21 protein-coding genes, 2 tRNA genes and 1 pseudogene are annotated in these 23,150 nt (G+C 40.0%); 22 read left to right on the forward strand and 2 right to left on the reverse strand.

The window, feature by feature from the left end:
* Positions 1-55 precede the first annotated feature (55 nt).
* From rocS to O3650_RS00270, 3 genes are all read left to right on the forward strand, one after another.
* Positions 56-547: a chromosome segregation protein RocS gene (gene rocS / locus O3650_RS00260; RefSeq protein ID WP_000021242.1), complete on the forward strand. Its 492-nt coding sequence runs from the start codon at positions 56-58 to the stop codon at positions 545-547.
* A 98-nt stretch (positions 548-645) separates the two neighbouring features.
* A complete protein-coding gene (locus tag O3650_RS00265) occupies positions 646-1,236 on the forward strand; it encodes a 3'-5' exonuclease (RefSeq protein ID WP_060805688.1) in 591 nt (196 codons plus the stop codon).
* A gap of 8 nt (positions 1,237-1,244) precedes the next feature.
* Positions 1,245-3,008: a glycerophosphoryl diester phosphodiesterase membrane domain-containing protein gene (locus O3650_RS00270; RefSeq protein WP_203175469.1), complete on the forward strand. Its 1,764-nt coding sequence runs from the start codon at positions 1,245-1,247 to the stop codon at positions 3,006-3,008.
* A gap of 628 nt (positions 3,009-3,636) precedes the next feature.
* On the opposite strand, the gene O3650_RS00275 is transcribed toward O3650_RS00270, so the two are convergent.
* Positions 3,637-4,074 (reverse strand): DUF6556 family protein, encoded by a 438-nt coding sequence (locus O3650_RS00275; RefSeq protein WP_153193311.1) that lies wholly within the window; start codon positions 4,072-4,074, stop codon positions 3,637-3,639.
* A gap of 137 nt (positions 4,075-4,211) precedes the next feature.
* On the opposite strand from O3650_RS00275, the gene O3650_RS00280 reads away from it, so the two are divergent.
* From O3650_RS00280 to O3650_RS00300, 5 genes are all read left to right on the forward strand, one after another.
* Positions 4,212-5,354, forward strand: coding sequence for a cysteine desulfurase family protein (locus tag O3650_RS00280; protein ID WP_371491278.1), 1,143 nt, complete (start codon positions 4,212-4,214; stop codon positions 5,352-5,354).
* 8 nt (positions 5,355-5,362) lie between these two features.
* Positions 5,363-6,577, forward strand: coding sequence for a tRNA uracil 4-sulfurtransferase ThiI (gene thiI / locus O3650_RS00285; RefSeq protein ID WP_371491280.1), 1,215 nt, complete (start codon positions 5,363-5,365; stop codon positions 6,575-6,577).
* Between the two features lie 136 nt (positions 6,578-6,713).
* Positions 6,714-7,538 carry an alpha/beta hydrolase gene (locus tag O3650_RS00290; protein ID WP_203175468.1) on the forward strand — a complete coding sequence of 275 codons (825 nt, stop codon included), beginning with the start codon at positions 6,714-6,716 and terminating at the stop codon, positions 7,536-7,538.
* A gap of 23 nt (positions 7,539-7,561) precedes the next feature.
* Complete coding sequence (locus O3650_RS00295) at positions 7,562-8,302, forward strand: esterase family protein (RefSeq protein ID WP_000546753.1); 741 nt, start codon at positions 7,562-7,564, stop codon at positions 8,300-8,302.
* Between the two features lie 12 nt (positions 8,303-8,314).
* On the forward strand, positions 8,315-9,481 hold the full coding sequence (locus tag O3650_RS00300) for an acetyl-CoA carboxylase biotin carboxylase subunit family protein (RefSeq protein WP_153193317.1): 1,167 nt from the start codon (positions 8,315-8,317) through the stop codon (positions 9,479-9,481).
* 352 nt (positions 9,482-9,833) lie between these two features.
* On the opposite strand, the pseudogene O3650_RS00305 reads toward O3650_RS00300, so the two are convergent.
* A pseudogene (locus O3650_RS00305) lies at positions 9,834-10,087 on the reverse strand (IS630 transposase-related protein); the annotation flags it as partial.
* A 308-nt stretch (positions 10,088-10,395) separates the two neighbouring features.
* Between O3650_RS00305 and O3650_RS00310 the strand changes: the two are divergent.
* The 14 genes from O3650_RS00310 to sufB all read left to right on the forward strand — a co-directional run bounded on the left by O3650_RS00310 (position 10,396) and on the right by sufB (position 23,116).
* Positions 10,396-11,418: a branched-chain amino acid aminotransferase gene (locus O3650_RS00310; protein ID WP_049513662.1), complete on the forward strand. Its 1,023-nt coding sequence runs from the start codon at positions 10,396-10,398 to the stop codon at positions 11,416-11,418.
* A gap of 22 nt (positions 11,419-11,440) precedes the next feature.
* Positions 11,441-13,408 carry a peptide ABC transporter substrate-binding protein gene (locus tag O3650_RS00315; RefSeq protein WP_203175467.1) on the forward strand — a complete coding sequence of 656 codons (1,968 nt, stop codon included), beginning with the start codon at positions 11,441-11,443 and terminating at the stop codon, positions 13,406-13,408.
* Between the two features lie 98 nt (positions 13,409-13,506).
* Positions 13,507-13,737 carry a DUF2969 domain-containing protein gene (locus O3650_RS00320; RefSeq protein WP_000037113.1) on the forward strand — a complete coding sequence of 77 codons (231 nt, stop codon included), beginning with the start codon at positions 13,507-13,509 and terminating at the stop codon, positions 13,735-13,737.
* 49 nt (positions 13,738-13,786) lie between these two features.
* A tRNA-Tyr gene (locus O3650_RS00325) sits at positions 13,787-13,867 on the forward strand.
* 9 nt (positions 13,868-13,876) lie between these two features.
* Positions 13,877-13,948 (forward strand) — tRNA-Gln (locus O3650_RS00330).
* Between the two features lie 160 nt (positions 13,949-14,108).
* Complete coding sequence (rpsA, locus tag O3650_RS00335; RefSeq protein WP_001001630.1) at positions 14,109-15,311, forward strand: 30S ribosomal protein S1; 1,203 nt, start codon at positions 14,109-14,111, stop codon at positions 15,309-15,311.
* Positions 15,312-15,396: 85 nt separating this feature from the next.
* The gene (locus O3650_RS00340; RefSeq protein WP_203175466.1) at positions 15,397-15,894 is read left to right on the forward strand and encodes a GAF domain-containing protein; all 498 of its coding nucleotides are present in this window, start codon (positions 15,397-15,399) and stop codon (positions 15,892-15,894) included.
* A complete protein-coding gene (gene dnaX / locus O3650_RS00345) occupies positions 15,894-17,549 on the forward strand; it encodes a DNA polymerase III subunit gamma/tau (protein ID WP_371491283.1) in 1,656 nt (551 codons plus the stop codon). Before O3650_RS00340 ends, dnaX begins: the two co-directional genes overlap by 1 nt.
* Before the next feature lie 27 nt (positions 17,550-17,576).
* Complete coding sequence (locus O3650_RS00350) at positions 17,577-17,771, forward strand: DUF3272 domain-containing protein (RefSeq protein WP_001081602.1); 195 nt, start codon at positions 17,577-17,579, stop codon at positions 17,769-17,771.
* Between the two features lie 150 nt (positions 17,772-17,921).
* On the forward strand, positions 17,922-18,692 hold the full coding sequence (gene sufC, locus O3650_RS00355; RefSeq protein ID WP_000114489.1) for a Fe-S cluster assembly ATPase SufC: 771 nt from the start codon (positions 17,922-17,924) through the stop codon (positions 18,690-18,692).
* Positions 18,693-18,719: 27 nt separating this feature from the next.
* On the forward strand, positions 18,720-19,982 hold the full coding sequence (gene sufD / locus O3650_RS00360; RefSeq protein WP_371491285.1) for a Fe-S cluster assembly protein SufD: 1,263 nt from the start codon (positions 18,720-18,722) through the stop codon (positions 19,980-19,982).
* Positions 19,983-19,992: 10 nt separating this feature from the next.
* Positions 19,993-21,219, forward strand: coding sequence for a cysteine desulfurase (locus O3650_RS00365; protein WP_203175463.1), 1,227 nt, complete (start codon positions 19,993-19,995; stop codon positions 21,217-21,219).
* Complete coding sequence (gene sufU / locus O3650_RS00370) at positions 21,206-21,646, forward strand: Fe-S cluster assembly sulfur transfer protein SufU (protein ID WP_125411163.1); 441 nt, start codon at positions 21,206-21,208, stop codon at positions 21,644-21,646. Before O3650_RS00365 ends, sufU begins: the two co-directional genes overlap by 14 nt.
* A 57-nt stretch (positions 21,647-21,703) precedes the next feature.
* Positions 21,704-23,116, forward strand: coding sequence for a Fe-S cluster assembly protein SufB (gene sufB, locus O3650_RS00375; protein ID WP_371491288.1), 1,413 nt, complete (start codon positions 21,704-21,706; stop codon positions 23,114-23,116).
* The last annotated feature ends 34 nt before the right edge of the window (positions 23,117-23,150 follow it).

Genomic DNA, 23,150 nt, shown 5'->3' on the forward strand with positions numbered 1-23,150 from the left:
TAGCTTATGATAAGATTTAAGTAAAGAAAAGCTAGAAAACGTTTCAGAGGATATTATGAGTATTGAAATGACCGTCAGTGAGATTGCAGAGGTCTTAGGATTATCTCGCCAAGCAATCAATAACCGTGTCAAAGAATTACCAGAAGAAGACACAGATAAAAATGACAAAGGGGTAACAGTCGTTACCAGAAGTGGCTTGATTAAGCTAGAAGAAATCTATAAAAAAACGATTTTTGAAGATGAGCCTGTCAGTGAAGATGTCAAGCAACGTGAACTGATGGAGATTCTGGTTGATGAGAAGAATGCAGAAATTCTTCGTCTCTATGAACAATTAAAAGCCAAGGATCGTCAGTTATCAGAAAAAGACGAGCAGATGCGTATCAAAGACCGTCAGATTGCTGAGAAAGACAAACAACTCGATCAGCAGCAACAATTGACCCTTCAAGCCATGAAGGATCAAGAAAATCTTAAGCTAGAGCTGGACCAAGCAAAAGAAGAAGTCCAATCAACTAAGAAAGGCTTTTTTGCTCGTTTATTTGGAGGATAATCAAGGAGCTGTTTAGGTTAAATGCTAACCTGATGGCTTCTTTTGTTTCTAAATAGTATAGTTGCTCAAGTTAAATAACAGTATAGGAGAGGTAGAAAATGGAACGATTAGAAGATTACATTGCTTTCGATTTAGAATTTAATCAGCATGAAGGGCAAACACACTTGATTCAAGTATCGGCAGTGCGTTTTAGAGATGGTCAGGAAATCGATGCCTATGATTCCTATGTCCATACTAGTGTGCCTCTAAAGAGTTTTATCAATGGTTTGACTGGGATTACAGCTGAGACCTTAAAAGATGCTCCCCCAGTGGAGAAAGTTATCAAAGATTTCCAAGAGTTTGTGGGTTCTTTACCCATGGTAGGATACAATGCTGCTAAAAGTGATTTGCCTATTCTAGCAGAGCATGGTTTAGATTATAGCCAACAGTATAAGGTGGATTTGTATGATGAAGCTTTTGAACGCCGTAGTTCGGATTTACATGGTATTGCCAATCTCAAGTTGCAAACCGTTGCCTCATTTCTTGGATTTCAAGGTCAGTCTCATAATAGTTTAGAGGATGCTCGGATGACGGCGCGTGTTTACGAGTCCTTCTTAGAGTCAGATCAAGCTAGAGAATTGTTAGAGAGAGAAAGTAGCCTATCAAACAATCCTTTTGGAGGCTTGAACTTGTCTCAATTATTTGACTAGGAGTGCCTATGAAACCTGAAAAACCTAAAAATCTAGGTTTTAGGAAAATCTACTTTAATCTAGATAAAATTCTCTTTCTCTTTTTCTTGATATTTATGATGATTGAATTTGTCTGGTTACCACTTAATTCTTGGATTGCTGGACTGTTACTCCGTCAGACAGGTTATCTCTTTCTTTCATACAACAATATTTTTGCCATTATAAAAGGGTCGCCATTTGTTAGTCTTGCTTTATTTATTCTGGTAATCGTTAATTTACTGATTGCCTATTACCAAATAGGACTTCTCTTTATCGGAGCTCGACACCTCCTCTATCACGAAAGGAGGACCTTGCTGGAGTACAGTCGCAAGGTCTTTCGCCAAAGTTTCTTATTTATGAGACAAGTGACGATTTCCAAAATGGCCTTTATCTTCTTTTATGTCATAATGCTCTTTCCATTGATTCGAAAGATTTTAAAGATTTATTACCTCAATAAAATTGTCATTCCGGACTTTATTGTTGATTATGTGGAAGACAAGTATTGGCTTGTAGGTATAGTGGTTACTATTCTGGCTTTACTTCTGTTTTATATTTCGGTGCGTTTCATGTTTGCCCTACCTCAGCTTTTATTTGAGAAAAAAACAGTCAAAGAAGCAGTCAAATACAGTCTAGAGAAGACGAGAAAGCACTCATGGTTTTATATTTGGAACTTGCTTTGGATTATCGTCAAAACGTACCTATTTTTCATTCTTTTATTGATTCCAATCTTGGCAAGTCAGGCACTGATGGATGGTTTGACCCATAGGGAATCTCTTGTGCTGGGAATTATCAACTTTGTCTTGATTAAGAATTTCCACTATATGGCTTTGACTTACTTTCTCATTAAGTTTGTTTCCTTTTTGACAGGGGAGGAACTAGAAATCACACCAAGGAGAAAGAAAGACCACTGGATGAGATGGGGAGTGATGGGCTGTGCTTGTATCTTTTTCACTCTTGAGGGTTATGTTTATTTAGAAGCTCCAGTTGCCAATAAACCTTTGATTATCTCTCACAGGGGAGTATCCAATAAGAATGGTGTACAAAATACCGTCCAATCACTAGAAAAAACCGCTCAGTTATCTCCAGATTTCGTTGAGACAGATGTTCAGGAAACAAAAGATGGCCAGTTTGTCATGATGCATGATGCCAATATCAAGAATCTGACAGGAGTTAATGCCAATCCTCAGGATCTCACTTTGGAAGAATTAACCAAACTCAATATTTCAGAAAATGGCTATCACAGCAAGGTGTCTAGTTTTGATGACTATCTCAATAAAGCCAATGAATTGCATCAAAAACTCCTCATTGAAATTAAAACTAGTCGAAAAGATAGTCCAGATATGATGAAACGCTTTATGGAAAAATATGGAACTGTTCTTAAGCAGAATGGTCACCAAATGCAATCCTTGGACTACCATGTGATTGACCAGGTTTTAGCCTACGATACTCAAATTCCAGTCTATTTCATCCTACCTTATAATAGTATTTTTCCAAGAACCAAGGCGACAGGTTACACCATGGAGTATTCAACTTTAGATGAAAATTTTGTCAACAAGCTTTGGAATACGGATCAGAAATTGTATGTTTGGACAATTAATAGTTCAGAGTCCTTTGATAAATCAGTTCATTTGGGAGCTGATGGCATGATAACGGATGATTTGGAAATGATTCAAGATCAGGTTACCATTGCCCAAGAAGACCCTGAGTATACTGAATTGCTTTTCAAACAGGCCATGGAATTCTTTAATTTTTAGTAAGCAAAAAGAGGTTGATCAAAAATTCACCTCTAAAATATCAAAAAAACGAGCGATGTATCAGTTGGATATGCTCGTTTTATTATGCCATGGTTTATAATTGATACTCAATGAAAATCAAAGAGCAAACTAGGAAGCTAGCCGCAGGTTGCTCAAAGTACAACTTTGAGGTTGCAGATAAAACTGACGAAGTCAGTAACATACGTACGGTAAGGCGATGCTGATGTGGTTTGAAGAGATTTTCGAAGAGTATGAAATAAGAATAAAACAGGAAGTAATGCCTATGAAGTGGTTGAACTAGGTTATTTATGTCAGATGTAAAAGGGTTACTAACTTCTGCGTGAAGAAGGCTTTCGAATTTATGTCAAACAGAAAATGGCTCTTGCCCCCCTTGGGGCAGATGAGAGAGTATTGTTGGTATGTGCAGAGTTTATGTTAGAAATAAATAAGCTGTCATAACATAGCTAGGATTTATCTTTATGAGTATGAAGCTCACAAAATTGGTCAAGAATCTAGCATCTAAAACATCAATTATACAAAAACACATTCTCTCTTTGGCTTGATTGTGGTCAAGACAAAGAGAGAATGTGTGGTTTTATTTTTGAGTTAATTTTTTTAGATCATGTGCTTACTGAGGATTACTTTTATTTTCTGAAGTTGGAGTATTGGACTGTTTTTCATTATCAGCGGCAGGTTTACTTGGAGTAGGAGCAGGAGTAGAAGAATCCTGAGTTGCTGTTTTCTGCTCTTCTTTTTTATCTTCCTTGACGCTAGATTTTGGCGTTTCCTCTTGCTGTGTTTTTTCTTGAGTGGTGTTATTTTCCTTATTGGGACTGGTGTTTTCCTTAGGGGCTTCCTTTTGGATTTCTTTGACAATGGTTGTCGTCTGGCTTGTCGTAGGTTCTTTTTTAGTATTTTTGTTATTATCCAAGGCGTTCATGATTGTGATACTTGCGGTAATCAAGCCAAGGATACTAGCGATTGTAGCAACGATTTTTTGAAAGACCGTGAAGCCTTTTTTGATGTGTTCTGTTTTTGGTTTTGAAGTTCTACGATAATTAGACATACATTCTCTCCTTTGATTAAAATTTATTATACCGCATTTCTTTAAAAAAATCTTAAAAAAAGAGGAATTGCCCTTTCTTGTCGCAAGCTCCGTTTCATGATACAATAGAGGGAGTGATTTTAGAAAGCGTGAGAAACATGATTTACTTTGATAATTCGGCGACGACCAAGCCCTATCCAGAAGCCCTTGAAACCTATATGCAGGTGGCTTCAAAAATTTTAGGAAATCCATCTAGTCTCCATCGTTTGGGAGACCAGGCAACACGAATCTTAGATGCTTCCCGTCAACAAATTGCAGATTTGATTGGCAAGAAAAGTGACGAAATCTTCTTTACCTCTGGTGGAACAGAAGGAGATAACTGGGTCATCAAGGGTGTGGCCTTTGAAAAAGCCCAGTTTGGCAAGCACATCATCGTATCTGCCATTGAACATCCGGCAGTCAAAGAGTCAGCTCTCTGGTTGAAATCTCAAGGTTTTGAAGTGGATTTTTCTCCAGTAGATGAGAAAGGATTTGTGGATGTTGAGGCTCTAGCAGGTTTGATAAGACCTGATACGACCCTCGTCTCTGTCATGGCTGTGAACAATGAAATCGGCTCTATTCAACCTATTGAGGCTATTTCAGAACTCTTGGCAGACAAGCCGACTATTTCCTTCCACGTTGATGCGGTTCAGGCACTTGCCAAGATTCCGACTGAAAAGTATCTGACAGAACGAGTGGATTTTGCGACTTTCTCTAGTCACAAGTTTCACGGAGTTCGAGGTGTTGGATTTGTCTATATCAAGTCTGGCAAGAAGATTACGCCTCTTTTAACAGGTGGTGGTCAGGAGCGAGATTATCGTTCGACAACTGAAAATGTGGCAGGAATTGCAGCGACAGCCAAGGCTCTCCGTTTATCTATGGAAAAGCTAGATATCTTTACTAGCAAGACTGGCCAGATGAAGGCAGTGATTCGTCAAGCACTTCTGGACTATCCAGATATTTTTGTCTTTTCAGATGAGGAAGACTTTGCCCCTCATATTCTGACTTTTGGAATCAAGGGTGTTCGTGGTGAAGTCATCGTTCACGCCTTTGAAGACTATGATATTTTTATTTCTACGACCTCTGCTTGTTCGTCCAAGGCTGGGAAACCTGCAGGCACCTTGATTGCCATGGGAGTGGATAAAGATAAGGCCCAGTCAGCTGTTCGTCTTAGCCTAGACCTTGAAAATGATATGAGTCAGGTTGAGCAGTTTTTGACCAAGTTAAAATTGATTTACAATCAAACTAGAAAAGTAAGATAGGAGCATTCATGCAGTATTCAGAAATTATGATTCGCTACGGAGAGTTGTCAACCAAGGGTAAAAATCGTATGCGTTTCATCAATAAACTTCGCAATAATATTTCAGACGTTTTGTCTATCTATCCCCAAGTTAAGGTAACGGCAGATCGTGACCGTGCCCACGCTTACCTCAATGGAGCAGATTACACAGCAGTAGCAGAATCGCTCAAACAAGTTTTTGGAATTCAGAATTTTTCTCCAGTATATAAGGTTGAAAAATCTATAGAAGTTCTGAAGTCTGCTGTCCAAGAGATCATGCAGGACATCTACAAGGATGGCATGACCTTTAAAATTTCTAGCAAGCGTAGCGACCACACCTTTGAACTTGATAGTCGTGAACTCAACCAAACACTTGGAGGAGCTGTTTTCGAAGCCATTCCAAATGTGCAAGCTCAAATGAAAAGTCCTGACATCAATCTTCAGGTGGAGATCCGTGAAGAAGCAGCCTATCTTTCTTATGAAACCATTCGTGGGGCTGGTGGTTTGCCAGTTGGAACTTCAGGTAAAGGGATGCTTATGTTGTCAGGAGGGATTGACTCACCAGTAGCAGGTTATCTTGCTCTTAAGCGTGGGGTGGATATTGAGGCCGTTCACTTTGCCAGCCCACCATATACTAGTCCTGGTGCCCTTAAAAAAGCCCACGATTTGACTCGAAAATTGACCAAGTTTGGAGGAAATATCCAGTTTATCGAAGTTCCTTTTACAGAGATTCAAGAGGAAATCAAGGCTAAAGCGCCAGAAGCCTATCTTATGACCTTGACCCGTCGTTTTATGATGAGGATTACCGATCGTATCCGTGAGGTACGAAATGGTTTAGTTATTATCAATGGGGAAAGCCTTGGTCAAGTAGCCAGCCAAACTCTTGAAAGTATGCAGGCGATTAACGCTGTGACCAACACTCCCATCATCCGCCCTGTGGTTACCATGGACAAATTGGAAATCATTGACATCGCCCAGGAAATCGATACCTTTGAAATTTCTATCCAACCTTTTGAGGACTGCTGTACGATTTTTGCACCTGACCGTCCTAAGACCAATCCTAAGATTAAGAATGCAGAGCAGTATGAAGCACGCATGGATGTTGAAGGTTTGGTTGAACGAGCAGTAGCAGGGATTATGATTACTGAAATCACACCGCAGGTTGAAAAAGATGAAGTGGATGACTTGATTGATAATTTGCTCTAATCAGAAAATCCAGAAGAATTTAGAAAAATAAATGAAAAAGTTAGTTTTTAATTCCAAAAACGGAAGCAAAACTAACTTTTTTTCTATAATTGTGATATAATGAAATAAAATTTTGAATATAGAGAGTTTTCTGACAATGAATCAATCCTACTTTTATTTAAAAATGAAAGAACACAAACTCAAGGTTCCTTATACAGGTAAGGAGCGCCGTGTGCGTGTTCTTCTACCTAAAGATTATGAGAAAGACACGAATCGTTCCTATCCTGTTGTATACTTTCATGACGGGCAAAATGTTTTTTATAGTAAGGAGTCTTTCATTGGTCATTCATGGAAGATTATCCCAGCTATTAAGCGTAATCCTGATATCAGTCGCATGATTGTCGTAGCCATTGACAATGATGGAATGGGGCGGATGAATGAGTATGCAGCTTGGAAGTTCCAAGAATCTCCAATCCCAGGGCAGCAGTTTGGCGGTAAGGGTGTGGAGTATGCCGAGTTTGTCATGGAGGTGGTCAAGCCTTTTATTGATGAAACTTATCGTACAAAAGCAGACCGCCAGCATACAGCCATGATTGGTTCCTCACTAGGAGGCAATATTACCCAGTTTATCGGTTTGGAATACCAAGACCAAATTGGTTGCTTGGGCGTCTTTTCATCTGCCAACTGGCTCCACCAAGAAGCCTTTAACCGCTATATCGAGCGTCAGCAACTATCGCCTGACCAGCGTATCTTCATCTATGTGGGAACGGAAGAAGCGGATGATACAGACAAGACCTTGATGGCTGGTAATATCAAACAAGCCTATATCGACTCTTCGCTTCGCTATTACCATGATTTGATAGCAGGAGGAGTACACTTGGGCAATCTTGTCTTAAAAGTTCAGTCTGGTGCCATCCATAGTGAAATCCCTTGGTCGGAGAATTTACCAGATTGTCTGAGATTTTTTGCAGAAAACTGGTAAGGTAAAGTAAGAAAGGAGAAAATATGCATATTGAACATCTTAGCCACTGGAGTGGCCATCTTAACCGTGAAATGTACCTTAACCGTTATGGTCATGCTGGGATTCCAGTTGTGGTCTTTGCTTCATCAGGTGGTAGTCACAATGAATACTATGATTTTGGCATGATTGATGCTTGTGCTTCCTTTATTGAGGAAGGCCGTGTCCAATTCTTTACCCTATCTAGTGTGGATAGTGAGAGTTGGTTGGCCACTTGGAAAAACGGTCACGACCAAGCGGAGATGCACCGTGCCTACGAACGCTACGTGATTGAGGAGGCCATTCCTTTTATCAAGCATAAGACAGGTTGGTTTGATGGCATGATGACGACAGGTTGCTCAATGGGTGCCTACCATGCACTCAATTTCTTCCTTCAGCATCCAGATGTATTTACCAAAGTGATTGCTCTCAGTGGTGTTTACGACGCACGTTTCTTTGTCGGCGATTACTATAACGACGATGCTATTTACCAAAACTCGCCAGTTGATTATATCTGGAACCAAAACGACGGCTGGTTTATTGACCGTTACCGTCAGGCAGAGATTGTGCTGTGTACAGGACTTGGAGCTTGGGAACAAGACGGTCTGCCATCCTTCTACAAGCTTAAAGAAGCCTTTGACCAGAAACAAATTCCAGCCTGGTTTGCTGAATGGGGACACGATGTCGCCCACGACTGGGAATGGTGGCGCAAACAAATGCCTTATTTCCTCGGCAATCTCTATTTATAAAAGGAGTTACCTATGAATTACCTTGTTATTTCTCCCTACTATCCACAAAACTTTCAACAGTTTACCATTGAACTAGCTAATAAAGGAATCAACGTCTTGGGAATTGGTCAGGAACCTTACGAGCAATTGGATGAACCTTTACGCAATAGCCTGACCGAGTATTTCCGTGTGGACAATCTTGAAAATATAGATGAAGTCAAGAGAGCAGTTGCTTTTCTCTTTTATAAACATGGCCCGATTGACCGCATCGAGTCTCATAATGAATACTGGCTTGAGTTGGATGCAACACTCAGAGAACAATTCAATGTTTTTGGTGCCAAACCAGAGGATCTCAAAAAGACGAAATTTAAGTCTGAAATGAAGAAGCTTTTCAAAAAAGCAGGTGTCCCTGTGGTCCCTGGAGCTGTTATCAAGACGGAAGCAGATGTTGATCAAGCAGTGAACGAAATCGGCCTTCCAATGATTGCCAAACCTGACAATGGAGTGGGAGCAGCCGCGACCTTTAAGCTTGAGACAGAGGACGATATCAATCACTTCAAGGCTGAGTGGGATCATTCAACTGTTTATTTCTTTGAGAAATTTGTCACCTCTAGCGAAATTTGCACCTTTGATGGTCTAGTGGACAAGGAAGGAAAGATTGTCTTTTCAACAACCTTTGACTACGCCTATACACCGCTTGATCTCATGATTTACAAGATGGACAATTCTTATTACGTTCTCAAGGATATGGATCCTAAATTACGTAAATATGGTGAGGCAATTGTCAAGGAATTTGGTATGAAAGAACGGTTCTTCCATATTGAGTTCTTCCGTGAGGGGGATGATTATATTGCCATTGAGTACAATAACCGTCCTGCAGGTGGGTTTACCATTGATGTTTATAACTTTGCCCATTCCTTGGACCTCTATCGTGGCTATGCAGCCATTGTCGCAGGAGAAGAGTTCCCAGCGTCAGAATTTGAACCTCAGTATTGTTTGGCTACTTCTCGCCGTGCAAATGCTCACTATGTTTATTCAGAAGAGGATTTGATTGACAAATATAGCCAGCAGTTCAAGGTTAAAAAAATCATGCCAGCGGCCTTTGCGGAACTTCAAGGAGATTACCTGTATATGTTGACAACTCCGAGTCGACAAGAAATGGATCAGATGATTAAGGACTTTGGTCAGCGTCAGGCTTGAGAGACTATCGGATTAAGGAAATTCACTCCCTTAGTCCTTTTGTTTTTTATAAGAAACACAGCGGATTGAAACAAGAGTAGGACAATTTTTGAGGTGCTTTTTGATATGAGCTCAGTTTTTCTCACTAAGATTTTACTCAGGTGAGTGGGGAGGAATAAGAAATAAAGCTACTTTTCTGGGGCTTATTCATAGTAGGTGTGATTCTTTTTTTCGAGTGTAGCCTATAGCTTTGAGAGCATAGTGGATAGTATAGTAGATTGAAATAAGATGTGAACAAAGTGATTGAGAAAGTCAATTTTTTCTAGAAATGTTTTAGCAACTGTAATGTGCTATTCTAGATTCAATACGCTATAGTTGGATGACAGCCAAATTCAGAAGCTATTTCAGTCAAATAAGCGTCTGGATTGTCAGTAAGATAGTTTTTAAGTCTATTTCTATCAATTTTTCTTGGTTTTATTCCTTTTACTTGATGGTTTAAATCACCTATTTTCTCTTTTAGATAATGGTATTACGTGAGATTTGGAAAACGTGTGATACTTCTGTTATACTACCTGTTCGCTTACAATAGGCGAGAACTTTTTTACGTAAATCTGTTGAATATGGCATAAGATGACTACACTACATTGTGTACTATCTTTAGTTCATTTTATCATATCTCTGTCGAAACAGGTTACTAATATTAATGTACGGGCTCTATGTATGTCAAAAATAAGTTCAGTTATTGAATAGATTTTACTAAACGAGATAGAAGAATAATTTGAGTCTTTTATGCAATCTCCATATAGGATTCATTACGACAGATACCTTAGATTCTTTTTATTGAAGAAATTTTCTGAAAATTACAAAATATACTTGCTATTTTAGAAAAAAAGTGTAGAATATAAGAAATAGGTTTTTAGAATAAGGAGTGGAATATGACAGTAACGATTGATTGGGAAAACCTTGGTTTCTCCTATATGAAATTACCTTATCGCTATATTGCTCATTTTAAAAATGGACAATGGAATCAAGGAGAACTTACAGAAGATGCAACCTTGCATATTTCAGAGTCTTCTCCAAGTCTTCACTATGGTCAACAAGCCTTTGAAGGTTTGAAAGCTTACCGTACTAAGGATGGTAGTGTTCAACTTTTCCGTCCTGACGAAAATGCTAAACGTCTGCAACGTACTTGTAATCGTCTCTTGATGCCACAAGTTCCGACAGACATGTTTGTAGAAGCTTGTAAGGCAGTTGTCCGCGCCAATGAAGAATACGTACCACCATATGGAACAGGTGGAACCCTTTATCTTCGTCCACTTTTGATTGGTGTTGGAGATATTATCGGGGTTAAACCAGCAGAGGAATACATTTTCACCATCTTTGCTATGCCAGTTGGAAATTACTTTAAGGGTGGTTTGGTTCCAACCAACTTCTTGATTCAGGATGAATACGATCGTGCGGCTCCAAATGGTACAGGTGCGGCTAAGGTTGGTGGGAACTATGCTGCAAGTCTCTTGCCAGGGAAATTGGCCAAGTCACGTCATTTCTCAGATGTTATCTACCTAGACCCATCAACTCATACAAAGATTGAAGAAGTAGGTTCAGCTAACTTCTTTGGAATTACAGCTGACAATGAATTTGTAACACCATTGAGTCCATCTATTTTGCCATCTATTACTAAGTATTCTTTACTTTATTTGGCAGAACACCGCTTGGGTTTGACTCCTATTGAGGGTGATGTTCCAATTGATAAGCTTGATCGTTTTGTAGAGGCAGGTGCTTGTGGTACAGCAGCAGTTATTTCGCCAATTGGTGGAATTCAGCACGGTGATGATTTCCATGTATTCTATAGTGAAACAGAAGTTGGTCCTGTGACTCGTAAACTATATGATGAATTGACAGGTATTCAGTTTGGTGATATTGAAGCGCCAGAAGGTTGGATTGTAAAAGTAGATTAAAATAAACAAAAGGAGATTTTTGATGAAATCGAAAAAGTGGCTCTTAACAGCAGGAGTGGTCCTGAGTACAACAGCTCTTTTAGTGGCTTGTGGAAAAGCTGATAAAGAAGCAGATGCACCGACAACATTTTCATATGTCTATGCAGTAGATCCAGCATCTTTGGACTATAGTATAGCAACTCGTACATCGACAACAGATGTCATCGGGAACGTGGTTGATGGTTTGATGGAAAACGACCAATACGGAAATGTTATTCCTTCCTTGGCTGAAGATTGGTCTGTGTCAAAAGATGGTTTGACCTATACCTATAAACTTCGTAAAGGGGTTAAATGGTACACTTCAGAAGGTGAAGAATATGCAGAAGTAACAGCCCATGACTTTGTAACAGGATTGAAACACGTAGCTGACGGTAAGTCAGACGGTGTCTCTCTCATCCAAAATTCAATTAAGGGCTTGGATGCCTACATGACTGGTGAGACCAATGATTTCTCTACAGTTGGTGTTAAGGCCTTGGACGATTATACAGTCGAATATACCCTAAACAAACCAGAAAGTTTCTGGAACTCTAAAGTTACAACAGCGACGATGTTGCCTGTAAATGAAGAGTTTTTGAAGGCATCAGGTAAAGATTATGGAGCAGTTACTCCAGCAGGGATTCTTTACAATGGTCCTTATATCTTGAAGACCTTGACTTCTAAATCGTTAATCGAATACGAGAAAAATCCAAACTACTGGGATAAAGAAAAGGTAAAAATTGAAAAGGTCAAATTGACCTACTACGATGGTTCAGATCAGGAATCGTTGATTCGTAGCTTCTCTTCAGGTGCCTATACGACAGCCCGTCTCTTCCCAAGTAGCTCAAACTTTGCTTCTACTTTGGAACAATACGGAGATAAAATCACTTATAGCCCACAGGACTCAAGTAGCTATTACTTCACCTTTAACGTAAATCGTCAGTCATATAATAAAACTGCGAAAACAAGTGAAGAACAAAAGACTTCTACAAAAGAAGCTATGCTTAATAAGGACTTCCGTCAGGCTATTAACTTTGCCTTCAACCGCCATTCTTATGCTGCCCAGCTAAATGGTGAAGACGGTGCGGACAAGATTATTCGTAACAGCCTTGTTCCTGACAACTTTGTACAAGCAGGGGGTAAAAACTTTGGTCAAATCGCCCAAGCTGAGTTGGTGAACTATGGTGACCAATGGAAAGGTGTTGAGCTAGTTGACGGTAAGGATTCTATCTACAACCCTGACAAGGCTAAAGCAGCCTTTGAAAAAGCTAAGAAAGACTTGGAATCTAAAGGGGTAACTTTCCCAATTCATTTGGATGTCCCAGTTGAACAAACAGATACCATCGCCGTTCAACAAAGCAACTCTTTCAAACAGTCTATCGAATCAACTCTTGGTGCTGAAAATGTTGTCATTGATGTTCTTCAAATGACAGATAATGAAAAGGAAACAATCACTTCTCAAGCGCGTGTTCCTTCTCAAAAAGATTATGATTTGAACAGTACAGGATGGGCTCCAAGTTATCAAGACCCAGCATCTTACTTGAATATCATGGATCCTAAATCAGGTTCTGCTATGAAACACCTTGGTATTACTAAAGGAAAAGATAAGGATGTTGTAGCTAAACTTGGTTTGGACAAATATAAGAAATTATTGGATGATGCAGATTCAGAAACTACAAATCTTGAAGAACGCTATGAAAAATATGCCAAGGCTCAAGCTTGGTTGACAGATAGTTCATTATTGATGCCAACAGCTTCATCTGGTGGTTCTCCAGTTGTAAGTAATGTCGTGCCATTCTCAAAACCATACTCACAAGTTGGTATTAAAGGTGACCCATATATCTTTAAAGGGATGAAATTGCAAAAAGATATTGTTACAACAAAAGAATATGAAGAAGCACTGAAAAAATGGCAAAAAGAAAAATTGGAATCAAATGGTAAGTACCAAAAAGAACTAGAAAAACACATTAAATAAAGCAGAAAACTCTATATCAGACTTGGAATGATATAGAGTTTTTTCTTGCTAGTTTTGGGATTTTCTTGTAAAATAGAAAAAGTGAAGAGAGGTATGAAATGAGCAAGAAAGATAAAAAAATTGAAATTCAAGTAGCAGATGCTAAAGTTAATGTTGGTAAAGACAGTTTTGAAGGTTATACATTGACTATCGGCAAAAAAGTTATCGGAGAAATTGCCGAATTAGACGGACAATTTGCCATCATAAAGAATGGGAATGTCGATAGTTTTTATAAAAAATTGGAAAAAGCTGTGGAAATTTTGATTGAAAATTATAATTTAGCAAAATAAGTCTTGTTTTTTTGAAATTTTCATGATATAATAGTCCATGTTGATTGTAGGAGAGATAGCGAAGAGGCTAAACGCGGCGGACTGTAAATCCGCTCCTTCGGGTTCGGGGGTTCGAATCCCTCTCTCTCCATTTCATCAATGGGGTATAGCCAAGCGGTAAGGCAAGGGACTTTGACTCCCTCATGCGTTGGTTCGAATCCAGCTACCCCAGTTCTTAGGTAATAATCAAGATAAAAAGCAAAATATCTTAGGGTATTTTATTTTTATAATTGAAAGACGTGAACGATATGAACATGTCCTTGCGGGTGCTTAGGAAAAATATTATAAGTATGTCAAGCTTAGAAAAGCTTGATTGTTGGAGGATTTTTTAGATGAACGAATTTGAAGATTTGCTAAATAGCGTTAGCCAAGTTGAGACTGGTGATGTTGTTAGTGCTGAAGTATTGACAGTTGATGCGACTCAAGCTAACGTTGCAATCTCTGGAACTGGTGTTGAAGGTGTCTTGACTCTTCGCGAATTGACAAACGATCGCGATGCAGATATCAATGACTTTGTTAAAGTAGGAGAAGTATTGGATGTTCTTGTACTTCGTCAAGTAGTTGGTAAAGATACTGATACAGTTACATACCTTGTATCTAAAAAACGCCTTGAAGCTCGCAAAGCATGGGACAAACTTGTTGGTCGCGAAGAAGAAGTTGTTACTGTTAAAGGAACTCGTGCCGTTAAAGGTGGACTTTCAGTAGAATTTGAAGGTGTTCGTGGATTCATCCCAGCTTCAATGTTGGATACTCGTTTCGTACGTAACACTGAGCGTTTTGTAGGTCAAGAATTTGATGCTAAAATCAAAGAAGTTGACGCTAAAGAAAACCGCTTCATCCTTTCACGTCGTGAAGTTGTTGAAGCAGCTACAGCAGCGGCTCGTGCTGAAGTATTCGGTAAATTGGCTGTTGGTGATGTAGTAACTGGTAAAGTTGCACGTATCACAAGTTTCGGTGCTTTCATCGACCTTGGTGGTGTTGATGGATTGGTTCACTTGACTGAATTGTCACATGAACGTAACGTATCACCAAAATCAGTTGTAACTGTTGGTGAAGAAATTGAAGTGAAAATCCTTGATCTTAACGAAGAAGAAGGACGCGTATCACTTTCACTTAAAGCAACAACACCTGGACCATGGGATGGCGTTGAGCAAAAATTGGCTAAAGGTGATGTAGTAGAAGGAACAGTTAAACGTTTGACTGACTTCGGCGCATTTGTTGAAGTATTGCCAGGTATCGATGGACTTGTTCACGTATCACAAATTTCACACAAACGTATTGAAAATCCAAAAGAAGCTCTTAAAGTTGGTCAAGAAGTTAAAGTTAAAGTTCTTGAAGTTAACGCAGATGCAGAGCGCGTATCACTTTCTATCAAAGCTCTTGAAGAGCGTCCAGCTCAAGAAGAAGGACAAAAAGAAGAAAAACGTGCTGCTCGTCCACGTCGTCCAAAACGTCAAGAAAAACGTGATTTCGAACTTCCAGAAACACAAACAGGATTCTCAATGGCTGACTTGTTCGGTGATATCGAACTTTAATCAAATTGAAAATTCATAAAATCCTTTGTTTTCTAAACAAGGGATTTTTCTTTTGTCTGTAAGTCTTTTTTGATATAATAGTTCTATGTTAGAATCAGAAAAACAATCATGTTATCAAATGTTAAATGAAGAGCTCTCTTTTTTATTGGAAGGTGAAACCAATGTTTTGGCTAATCTTTCCAACGCCAGTGCTCTTCTAAAATCACGCTTTCCTAATACTGTATTTGCAGGCTTTTATTTGTTCGATGGAAAGGAATTGATTTTGGGTCCCTTCCAAGGTGGTGTTTCCTGCATCCGTATTGCACTTGGAAAGGGTGTTTGTGGGGAGGCAGCTCACTTTCAGGAAACTGTTCTGGTTGGTGATGTAACAACTTATCCCAACTATATTTCTTGTGATAGTCGTGCTAAAAGTGAAATTGTTGTGCCGATGGTAAAGAATGGTCAATTGCTCGGGGTTCTGGATCTGGATTCTTCAGAGATGGATGATTATGATGCTATGGATCGAGATTATTTGGAACAATTTGTCGCTATTTTGCTTGAAAAGACAGAATGGGACTTTACAATGTTTGGGGAGAAAGCCTAATGTATCAAGCACTTTATCGAAAATATAGAAGTCAAAACTTCTCCCAATTGGTTGGTCAAGAAGTTGTGGCTAAGACTCTTAAACAAGCGGTGGAGCAAGAGAAAATAAGTCATGCTTATCTTTTTTCAGGTCCTCGTGGAACGGGAAAAACCAGTGTAGCTAAGATTTTTGCCAAAGCTATGAACTGTCCAAATCAAGTGGGTGGTGAACCTTGTAATAACTGTTATATTTGTCAAGCAGTGACAGATGGTAGTTTAGAAGATGTCATTGAAATGGATGCAGCCTCTAATAATGGAGTTGATGAAATCCGTGAAATTCGTGATAAATCTACCTACGCCCCTAGTCTTGCCCGTTATAAGGTTTATATCATAGATGAGGTTCACATGCTGTCTACAGGGGCTTTTAATGCCCTCCTAAAGACGCTGGAAGAGCCAACACAGAATGTGGTCTTTATTTTGGCCACTACTGAATTGCACAAGATTCCTGCCACTATTTTATCCCGTGTGCAACGTTTTGAATTTAAATCAATTAAAACACAGGATATTAAGGAACATATCCACTATATCTTAGAAAAAGAAAATATCAGTTCTGAACCAGAGGCTGTGGAAATCATTGCTAGACGGGCTGAAGGTGGAATGCGAGACGCCTTGTCTATTTTGGATCAAGCCCTAAGTTTGACACAGGGAAATGAATTGACGACTGCCATCTCTGAAGAAATTACTGGCACCATTAGTCTATCAGCCTTGGATGATTATGTGTCTGCCTTGTCTCAACAGGATGTTCCAAAGTCCCTAGCGTGTTTAAATCTTCTCTTTGACAATGGTAAGAGCATGACTCGTTTTGTGACCGACCTTTTGCACTATTTAAGAGATTTATTAATTGTTCAAACAGGTGGAAAAAATACTCATCATAGTCCAGTCTTTGTTGAGAATTTAGCTCTTCCTCAAGAAAATTTGTTTGAAATGATTCGCTTAGCGACAGTCAGTTTAGCAGATATTAAGTCTAGTTTGCAGCCTAAGATTTATGCTGAGATGATGACTATTCGCTTGGCGGAGGTTAAGCCTGAAGCAACTCTTTCTGGGGCGGTTGAACATGAAATTTCTGCATTGAGACAGGAAGTTGCCCGTCTCAAACATGAACTCGCCAATGTGGGAACCGTAGCTAAGCCAACAAATCCAGCTCCTAGTCGTCCAACAGCAGGCAAGACAGTCTATCGTGTGGATCGTAATAAAGTTCAATCTATCTTACAAGAGGCTGTCGAAAATCCTGATTTAGCACGTCAAAATCTGATACGCTTGCAGAATGCCTGGGGAGAGGTGATTGAAAGTCTAGGAGGTCCTGATAAGGCTTTGCTAGTTGGTTCTCAACCGGTTGCGGCCAATGAACACCATGCTATTCTTGCTTTTGAGTCTAACTTCAATGCTGGTCAAACCATGAAACGAGACAATCTCAACACCATGTTTGGCAATATCCTCAGTCAGGCAGCAGGTTTTTCACCTGAGATTTTAGCTATTTCCATGGAGGAATGGAAAGAAGTTCGCGCAGCCTTTTCAGCCAAAGCCAAATCTTCTCAAACTGAAAAAGAAGCAGAAGAAAGTCTGATTCCAGAAGGATTTGAATTTTTGGCTGATAAAGTGAAGGTAGAAGAAGACTAAAGAAAGATTTCATGATACAATAAGTTTATGAATAGACAACAATTTATTATCATCGCGCTGTTTACAGCTGCTGAGACCTATTTTTTCAATGAAGCTTGGATGACTGGGCGTTATATTATGGCAGCCTTTTGGGCCATTTTGCTCTTTAGAAATTTCCGAGTTAGTTACTTGATGGGCAAGATTGTAGATGTCATTGACCAGCATTTAAAAGGAAAAGACTAGTCCTCAGCTTCTAGACAAAATCAAAGCCTTTTAGGCTTTTTTTTGTTATACTATAAAAGTATATTTATTGACCTTTTACCGTATTTTCTAGGGAAATCAAGTATGTTTCCAGTAAGAACTGTAAAGGTCTTAAAAAAGAAAGGAATTATCATGTCAGTATTAGAGATCAAAGATCTTCACGTCGAGATTGAAGGAAAAGAAATTTTAAAAGGGGTTAACCTGACCCTGAAAACAGGAGAAATCGCCGCTATCATGGGACCAAATGGTACTGGTAAATCGACTCTTTCTGCCGCTATCATGGGAAATCCAAACTATGAAGTAACCAAAGGTGAAGTCTTGTTTGACGGTGTAAATATCCTTGAGTTGGAAGTGGACGAGCGTGCGCGTATGGGACTTTTCCTTGCAATGCAATACCCATCTGAAATTCCTGGAATTACCAATGCTGAGTTTCTTCGTGCAGCTATGAATGCTGGTAAAGAAGACGATGAGAAGATTTCAGTTCGCGAGTTCATCACTAAGCTAGATGAAAAAATGGAATTGCTCAACATGAAAGAAGAAATGGCAGAGCGTTACCTAAACGAAGGTTTCTCTGGTGGTGAGAAAAAACGTAATGAAATTCTTCAGCTCTTGATGTTGGAACCAACTTTTGCCCTTCTTGATGAGATTGACTCTGGTCTTGATATTGACGCTCTTAAAGTTGTTTCTAAGGGTGTTAATGCCATGCGTGGTGAAGGCTTTGGTGCTATGATTATCACTCACTACCAACGTCTTTTGAACTACATCACACCTGATGTGGTACACGTCATGATGGAAGGTCGTGTTGTCCTTTCAGGTGGTCCAGAATTGGCTGCGCGTTTAGAACGTGAAGGATACGCAAAACTAGCTGAAGAACTTGGCTACGACTACAAGGAAGAATTGTAATTCCCTCGTATCTTTTAGGAGAAGTAAATGACTAAAGAAAATATTAAACTTTTTTCAGAAATGCATGCTGAACCAAGCTGGTTGGCTGATCTCCGTCAAAAAGCTTTTGACAAGATTGAGACTTTGGAATTACCAGTTATTGAGCGTGTCAAATTCCACCGTTGGAATCTAGGTGATGGAACGATCACAGAAAGTGAACCTTCAGTAAATGTTCCAGATTTTACAGCTCTAGATAACCACTTGAAGTTGGTGCAAGTAGGAACTCAAACTGTTTTTGAGCAAACTCCAGTTGAGTTGGCTGAACAGGGTGTTGTCTTCACAGATTTCCATTCAGCTTTAGAAGAAATTCCAGAGCTGATCGAAGAATTCTTCATGTCATCTGTTAAGTACGACGATGATAAATTAGCAGCCTATCACACAGCTTATTTCAATAGTGGTGCTGTTCTCTACATTCCAGATAATGTTGAGATTACAGAACCAATTGAAGGTATTTTCTACCAAGACAGCGATAGCGATGTACCATTTAACAAGCATATCCTTATTATTGCTGGTAAAAATAGTAAAATAAGCTATCTAGAACGTTTAGAGTCACGCGGTGAAGGAAGTGCCAAAGCAACTGCCAATATCACAGTGGAAGTGATTGCACGTTCTGGTGCGCAAGTGAAGTTTGCGGCTATCGACCGTTTAGGTGAAAACGTCACTGCTTACATTAGCCGTCGTGGTAAATTAGGCAACGATGCAAGCATTGACTGGGCAATCGGTGTCATGAACGAAGGAAACGTCGTTGCGGACTTTGATAGCGACTTGATTGGTAACGGTAGCCATGCGGACCTTAAAGTTGTAGCTCTTTCAAGTGGCCGTCAGGTACAAGGGATTGATACCCGAGTAACTAACTATGGTTGCAACTCCATCGGAAATATCCTACAACATGGGGTTATTCTTGAAAAAGCGACCTTGACCTTCAATGGTATCGGTCACATTATCAAGGGTGCTAAGGGAGCAGATGCGCAACAAGAGAGCCGTGTTCTCATGCTTTCAGACCAAGCGCGTTCAGATGCCAATCCAATTCTTTTGATTGATGAAAATGACGTAACTGCAGGACACGCGGCTTCTATCGGTCAGGTAGATCCAGAAGATATGTACTACCTCATGAGTCGTGGCTTGGATAAGGCAACTGCAGAACGCTTGGTTGTCCGTGGTTTCCTTGGATCTGTTATCGTGGAGATTCCAGTCAAGGAAGTTCGTGATGAAATGATTGCAACCATCGAAGAAAAATTGTCAAAACGCTAAGGGGTAGCCTATGTTAGATGTAGAAGTGATTCGTAAGGATTTTCCAATTTTAGACCAGATTGTCAACGATGAACCATTGGTCTATTTGGACAATGCTGCGACGACACAAAAACCACTAGCAGTTCTGGAAATGATCAACCGCTACTATGAGCAGGACAATGCCAATGTTCACCGTGGGGTTCATACCTTGGCTGAACGAGCAACAGCATCTTATGAAGCAGCTCGTGAAACCATTAGTAAGTTTATCAATGCAGGCTCTACAAAAGAAGTTCTCTTTACTAGAGGAACGACAACCAGCCTTAACTGGGTGGCACGCTTTGCCGAGGAAATTCTGACAGCAGGGGATCAGGTCTTGATTTCTATCATGGAACACCATTCCAACATCATTCCTTGGCAGGAAGCCTGCCGTAAGACTGGAGCGGAGCTTGTTTATGTCTATCTCAAGGACGGAGCTCTGGATATGGATGATTTGCGAGTTAAATTGACTGATAGAGTCAAGTTTGTATCCCTAGCTCACGCCTCAAATGTTCTTGGTGTCGTCAATCCAATTAAGGAAATTACTCAAATGGCCCACCAAGTTGGAGCCATCATGGTGGTGGATGGTGCTCAATCTACACCTCATATGAAGATTGACGTTCAGGATTTGGATGTGGACTTCTTTGCCTTTTCGGGTCACAAGATGGCGGGTCCAACTGGTATCGGTGTTCTTTACGGTAAAGAAAAGTATCTGGAACAAATGTCACCAGTTGAATTTGGCGGTGAGATGATTGATTTCGTTTATGAGCAATCTGCTAGTTGGAAGGAATTACCTTGGAAATTCGAGGCAGGAACTCCCAATATGGCAGGCGCTATTGGACTTGCAGCAGCAGTGGATTACCTAGAAAACATTGGTATGGATGCCATTGAAGCCCATGAACAGGAACTGATTGAATACGTCTATCCAAAACTGCAGGCGATTGAAGGATTAACCATTTATGGTTCGCAGGACTTGGCTCAACGTTCAGGTGTCATTGCCTTTAACCTAGGCGACCTTCATCCTCACGACCTTGCGACTGCTTTGGATTATGAAGGAGTGGCTGTTCGTGCAGGTCACCATTGCGCTCAACCCTTGCTCCAGTATTTGGATGTTCCAGCGACAGCTCGTGCAAGTTTTTATATCTACAATACCAAGGCAGATTGCGACAAGCTAGTCGATGCCTTACAAAAGACAAAGGAGTTTTTCAATGGCACTTTCTAAACTAGATAGCCTTTATATGGCAGTGGTAGCGGACCATTCGAAAAATCCACATCACCAAGGGAAGTTAGAAGACGCTGAGCAAATCAGCCTCAACAATCCGACCTGTGGAGATGTTATCAATCTCTCTGTCAAGTTTGATGCAGAGAATCGATTAGAAGATATCGCTTTTCTAAACTCAGGTTGTACCATCTCAACTGCCTCTGCTAGCATGATGACAGATGCAGTTTTAGGAAAAACCAAACAAGAAATTTTAGAGCTTGCGACTATTTTTTCTGAAATGGTTCAAGGCCAAAAAGATGACAGACAAGATAGTCTTGGAGACGCAGCCTTCTTATCAGGTGTTGCCAAATTTCCTCAACGTATCAAGTGTGCAACCCTAGCTTGGAACGCCCTCAAGAAAACAATTGAAAATCAAGAAAACAAGTAAGACAAGTTTCTTTTGTCTTATGAATCAGTAGAAATGAAGAATGAAAGAAAGGATATTATGGCTGAAGAAAGAGTAGAACCAAAACTAATTGACCTTGGTGAATATAAATTTGGTTTCCATGATGATGTAGAGCCTGTCCTATCGACAGGAAAAGGATTGAATGAAGATGTCATTCGTGAACTATCAGCTGCAAAGGGAGAACCTGAGTGGATGTTAGAGTTCCGTTTGAAGTCTTATGAAACCTTCAAAAAAATGCCTATGCAAACTTGGGGAGCAGACTTGTCAGAGATTGACTTTGATGATTTGATCTACTACCAAAAACCATCTGATAAACCAGCCCGTTCTTGGGATGATGTTCCTGAAAAAATTAAAGAAACCTTTGAACGTATCGGGATTCCTGAAGCAGAACGTGCATATCTAGCTGGTGCCTCTGCTCAGTACGAGTCAGAAGTAGTTTACCACAACATGAAGGAAGAATTTGAGAAGTTAGGTATCATCTTTACAGATACGGATTCTGCTCTTAAAGAATACCCAGACTTGTTTAAGCAATACTTTGCAAAGTTGGTACCGCCGACTGATAACAAGTTGGCTGCCCTTAACTCAGCAGTATGGTCAGGTGGAACCTTTATCTACGTACCAAAAGGGGTCAAAGTGGATATTCCACTTCAAACTTACTTCCGTATCAACAACGAAAATACTGGTCAGTTTGAACGTACCTTGATTATCGTTGATGAGGGAGCAAGCGTTCATTACGTAGAAGGATGTACAGCGCCTACTTATTCAAGTAACAGCTTGCACGCTGCCATCGTAGAAATCTTTGCCTTGGATGGAGCTTATATGCGTTATACAACCATCCAAAACTGGTCTGATAACGTCTATAACTTGGTAACCAAACGTGCTAAAGCCTTGAAAGATGCAACTGTTGAGTGGATTGATGGAAACTTGGGTGCCAAAACGACTATGAAATATCCATCTGTTTACCTTGATGGAGAAGGGGCGCGTGGTACCATGCTTTCTATCGCTTTTGCCAATGCAGGGCAACATCAGGATACTGGAGCTAAGATGATCCACAACGCTCCACATACAAGCTCGTCTATCGTGTCTAAATCAATCGCTAAAGGCGGAGGAAAGGTGGACTATCGTGGACAGGTAACCTTTAATAAGAACTCTAAGAAATCTGTTTCTCACATTGAGTGTGACACCATTATCATGGATGACTTGTCAGCATCAGATACTATTCCCTTTAATGAAATTCATAACTCGCAAGTTGCTTTGGAACACGAAGCTAAGGTATCTAAGATTTCAGAAGAGCAACTCTATTACCTCATGAGCCGTGGATTGTCAGAATCTGAGGCAACTGAGATGATTGTTATGGGATTTGTAGAACCCTTCACAAAAGAACTTCCAATGGAATATGCAGTTGAGCTGAATCGTTTGATTAGCTATGAAATGGAAGGGTCAGTTGGGTAAAATTTGTTTTTAGATTTACCCCCAATCAAAGATC

This window comes from Streptococcus sp. 20925_1_24 (genome assembly GCF_041432335.1).
GTDB lineage: Bacteria > Bacillota > Bacilli > Lactobacillales > Streptococcaceae > Streptococcus > Streptococcus mitis_BM.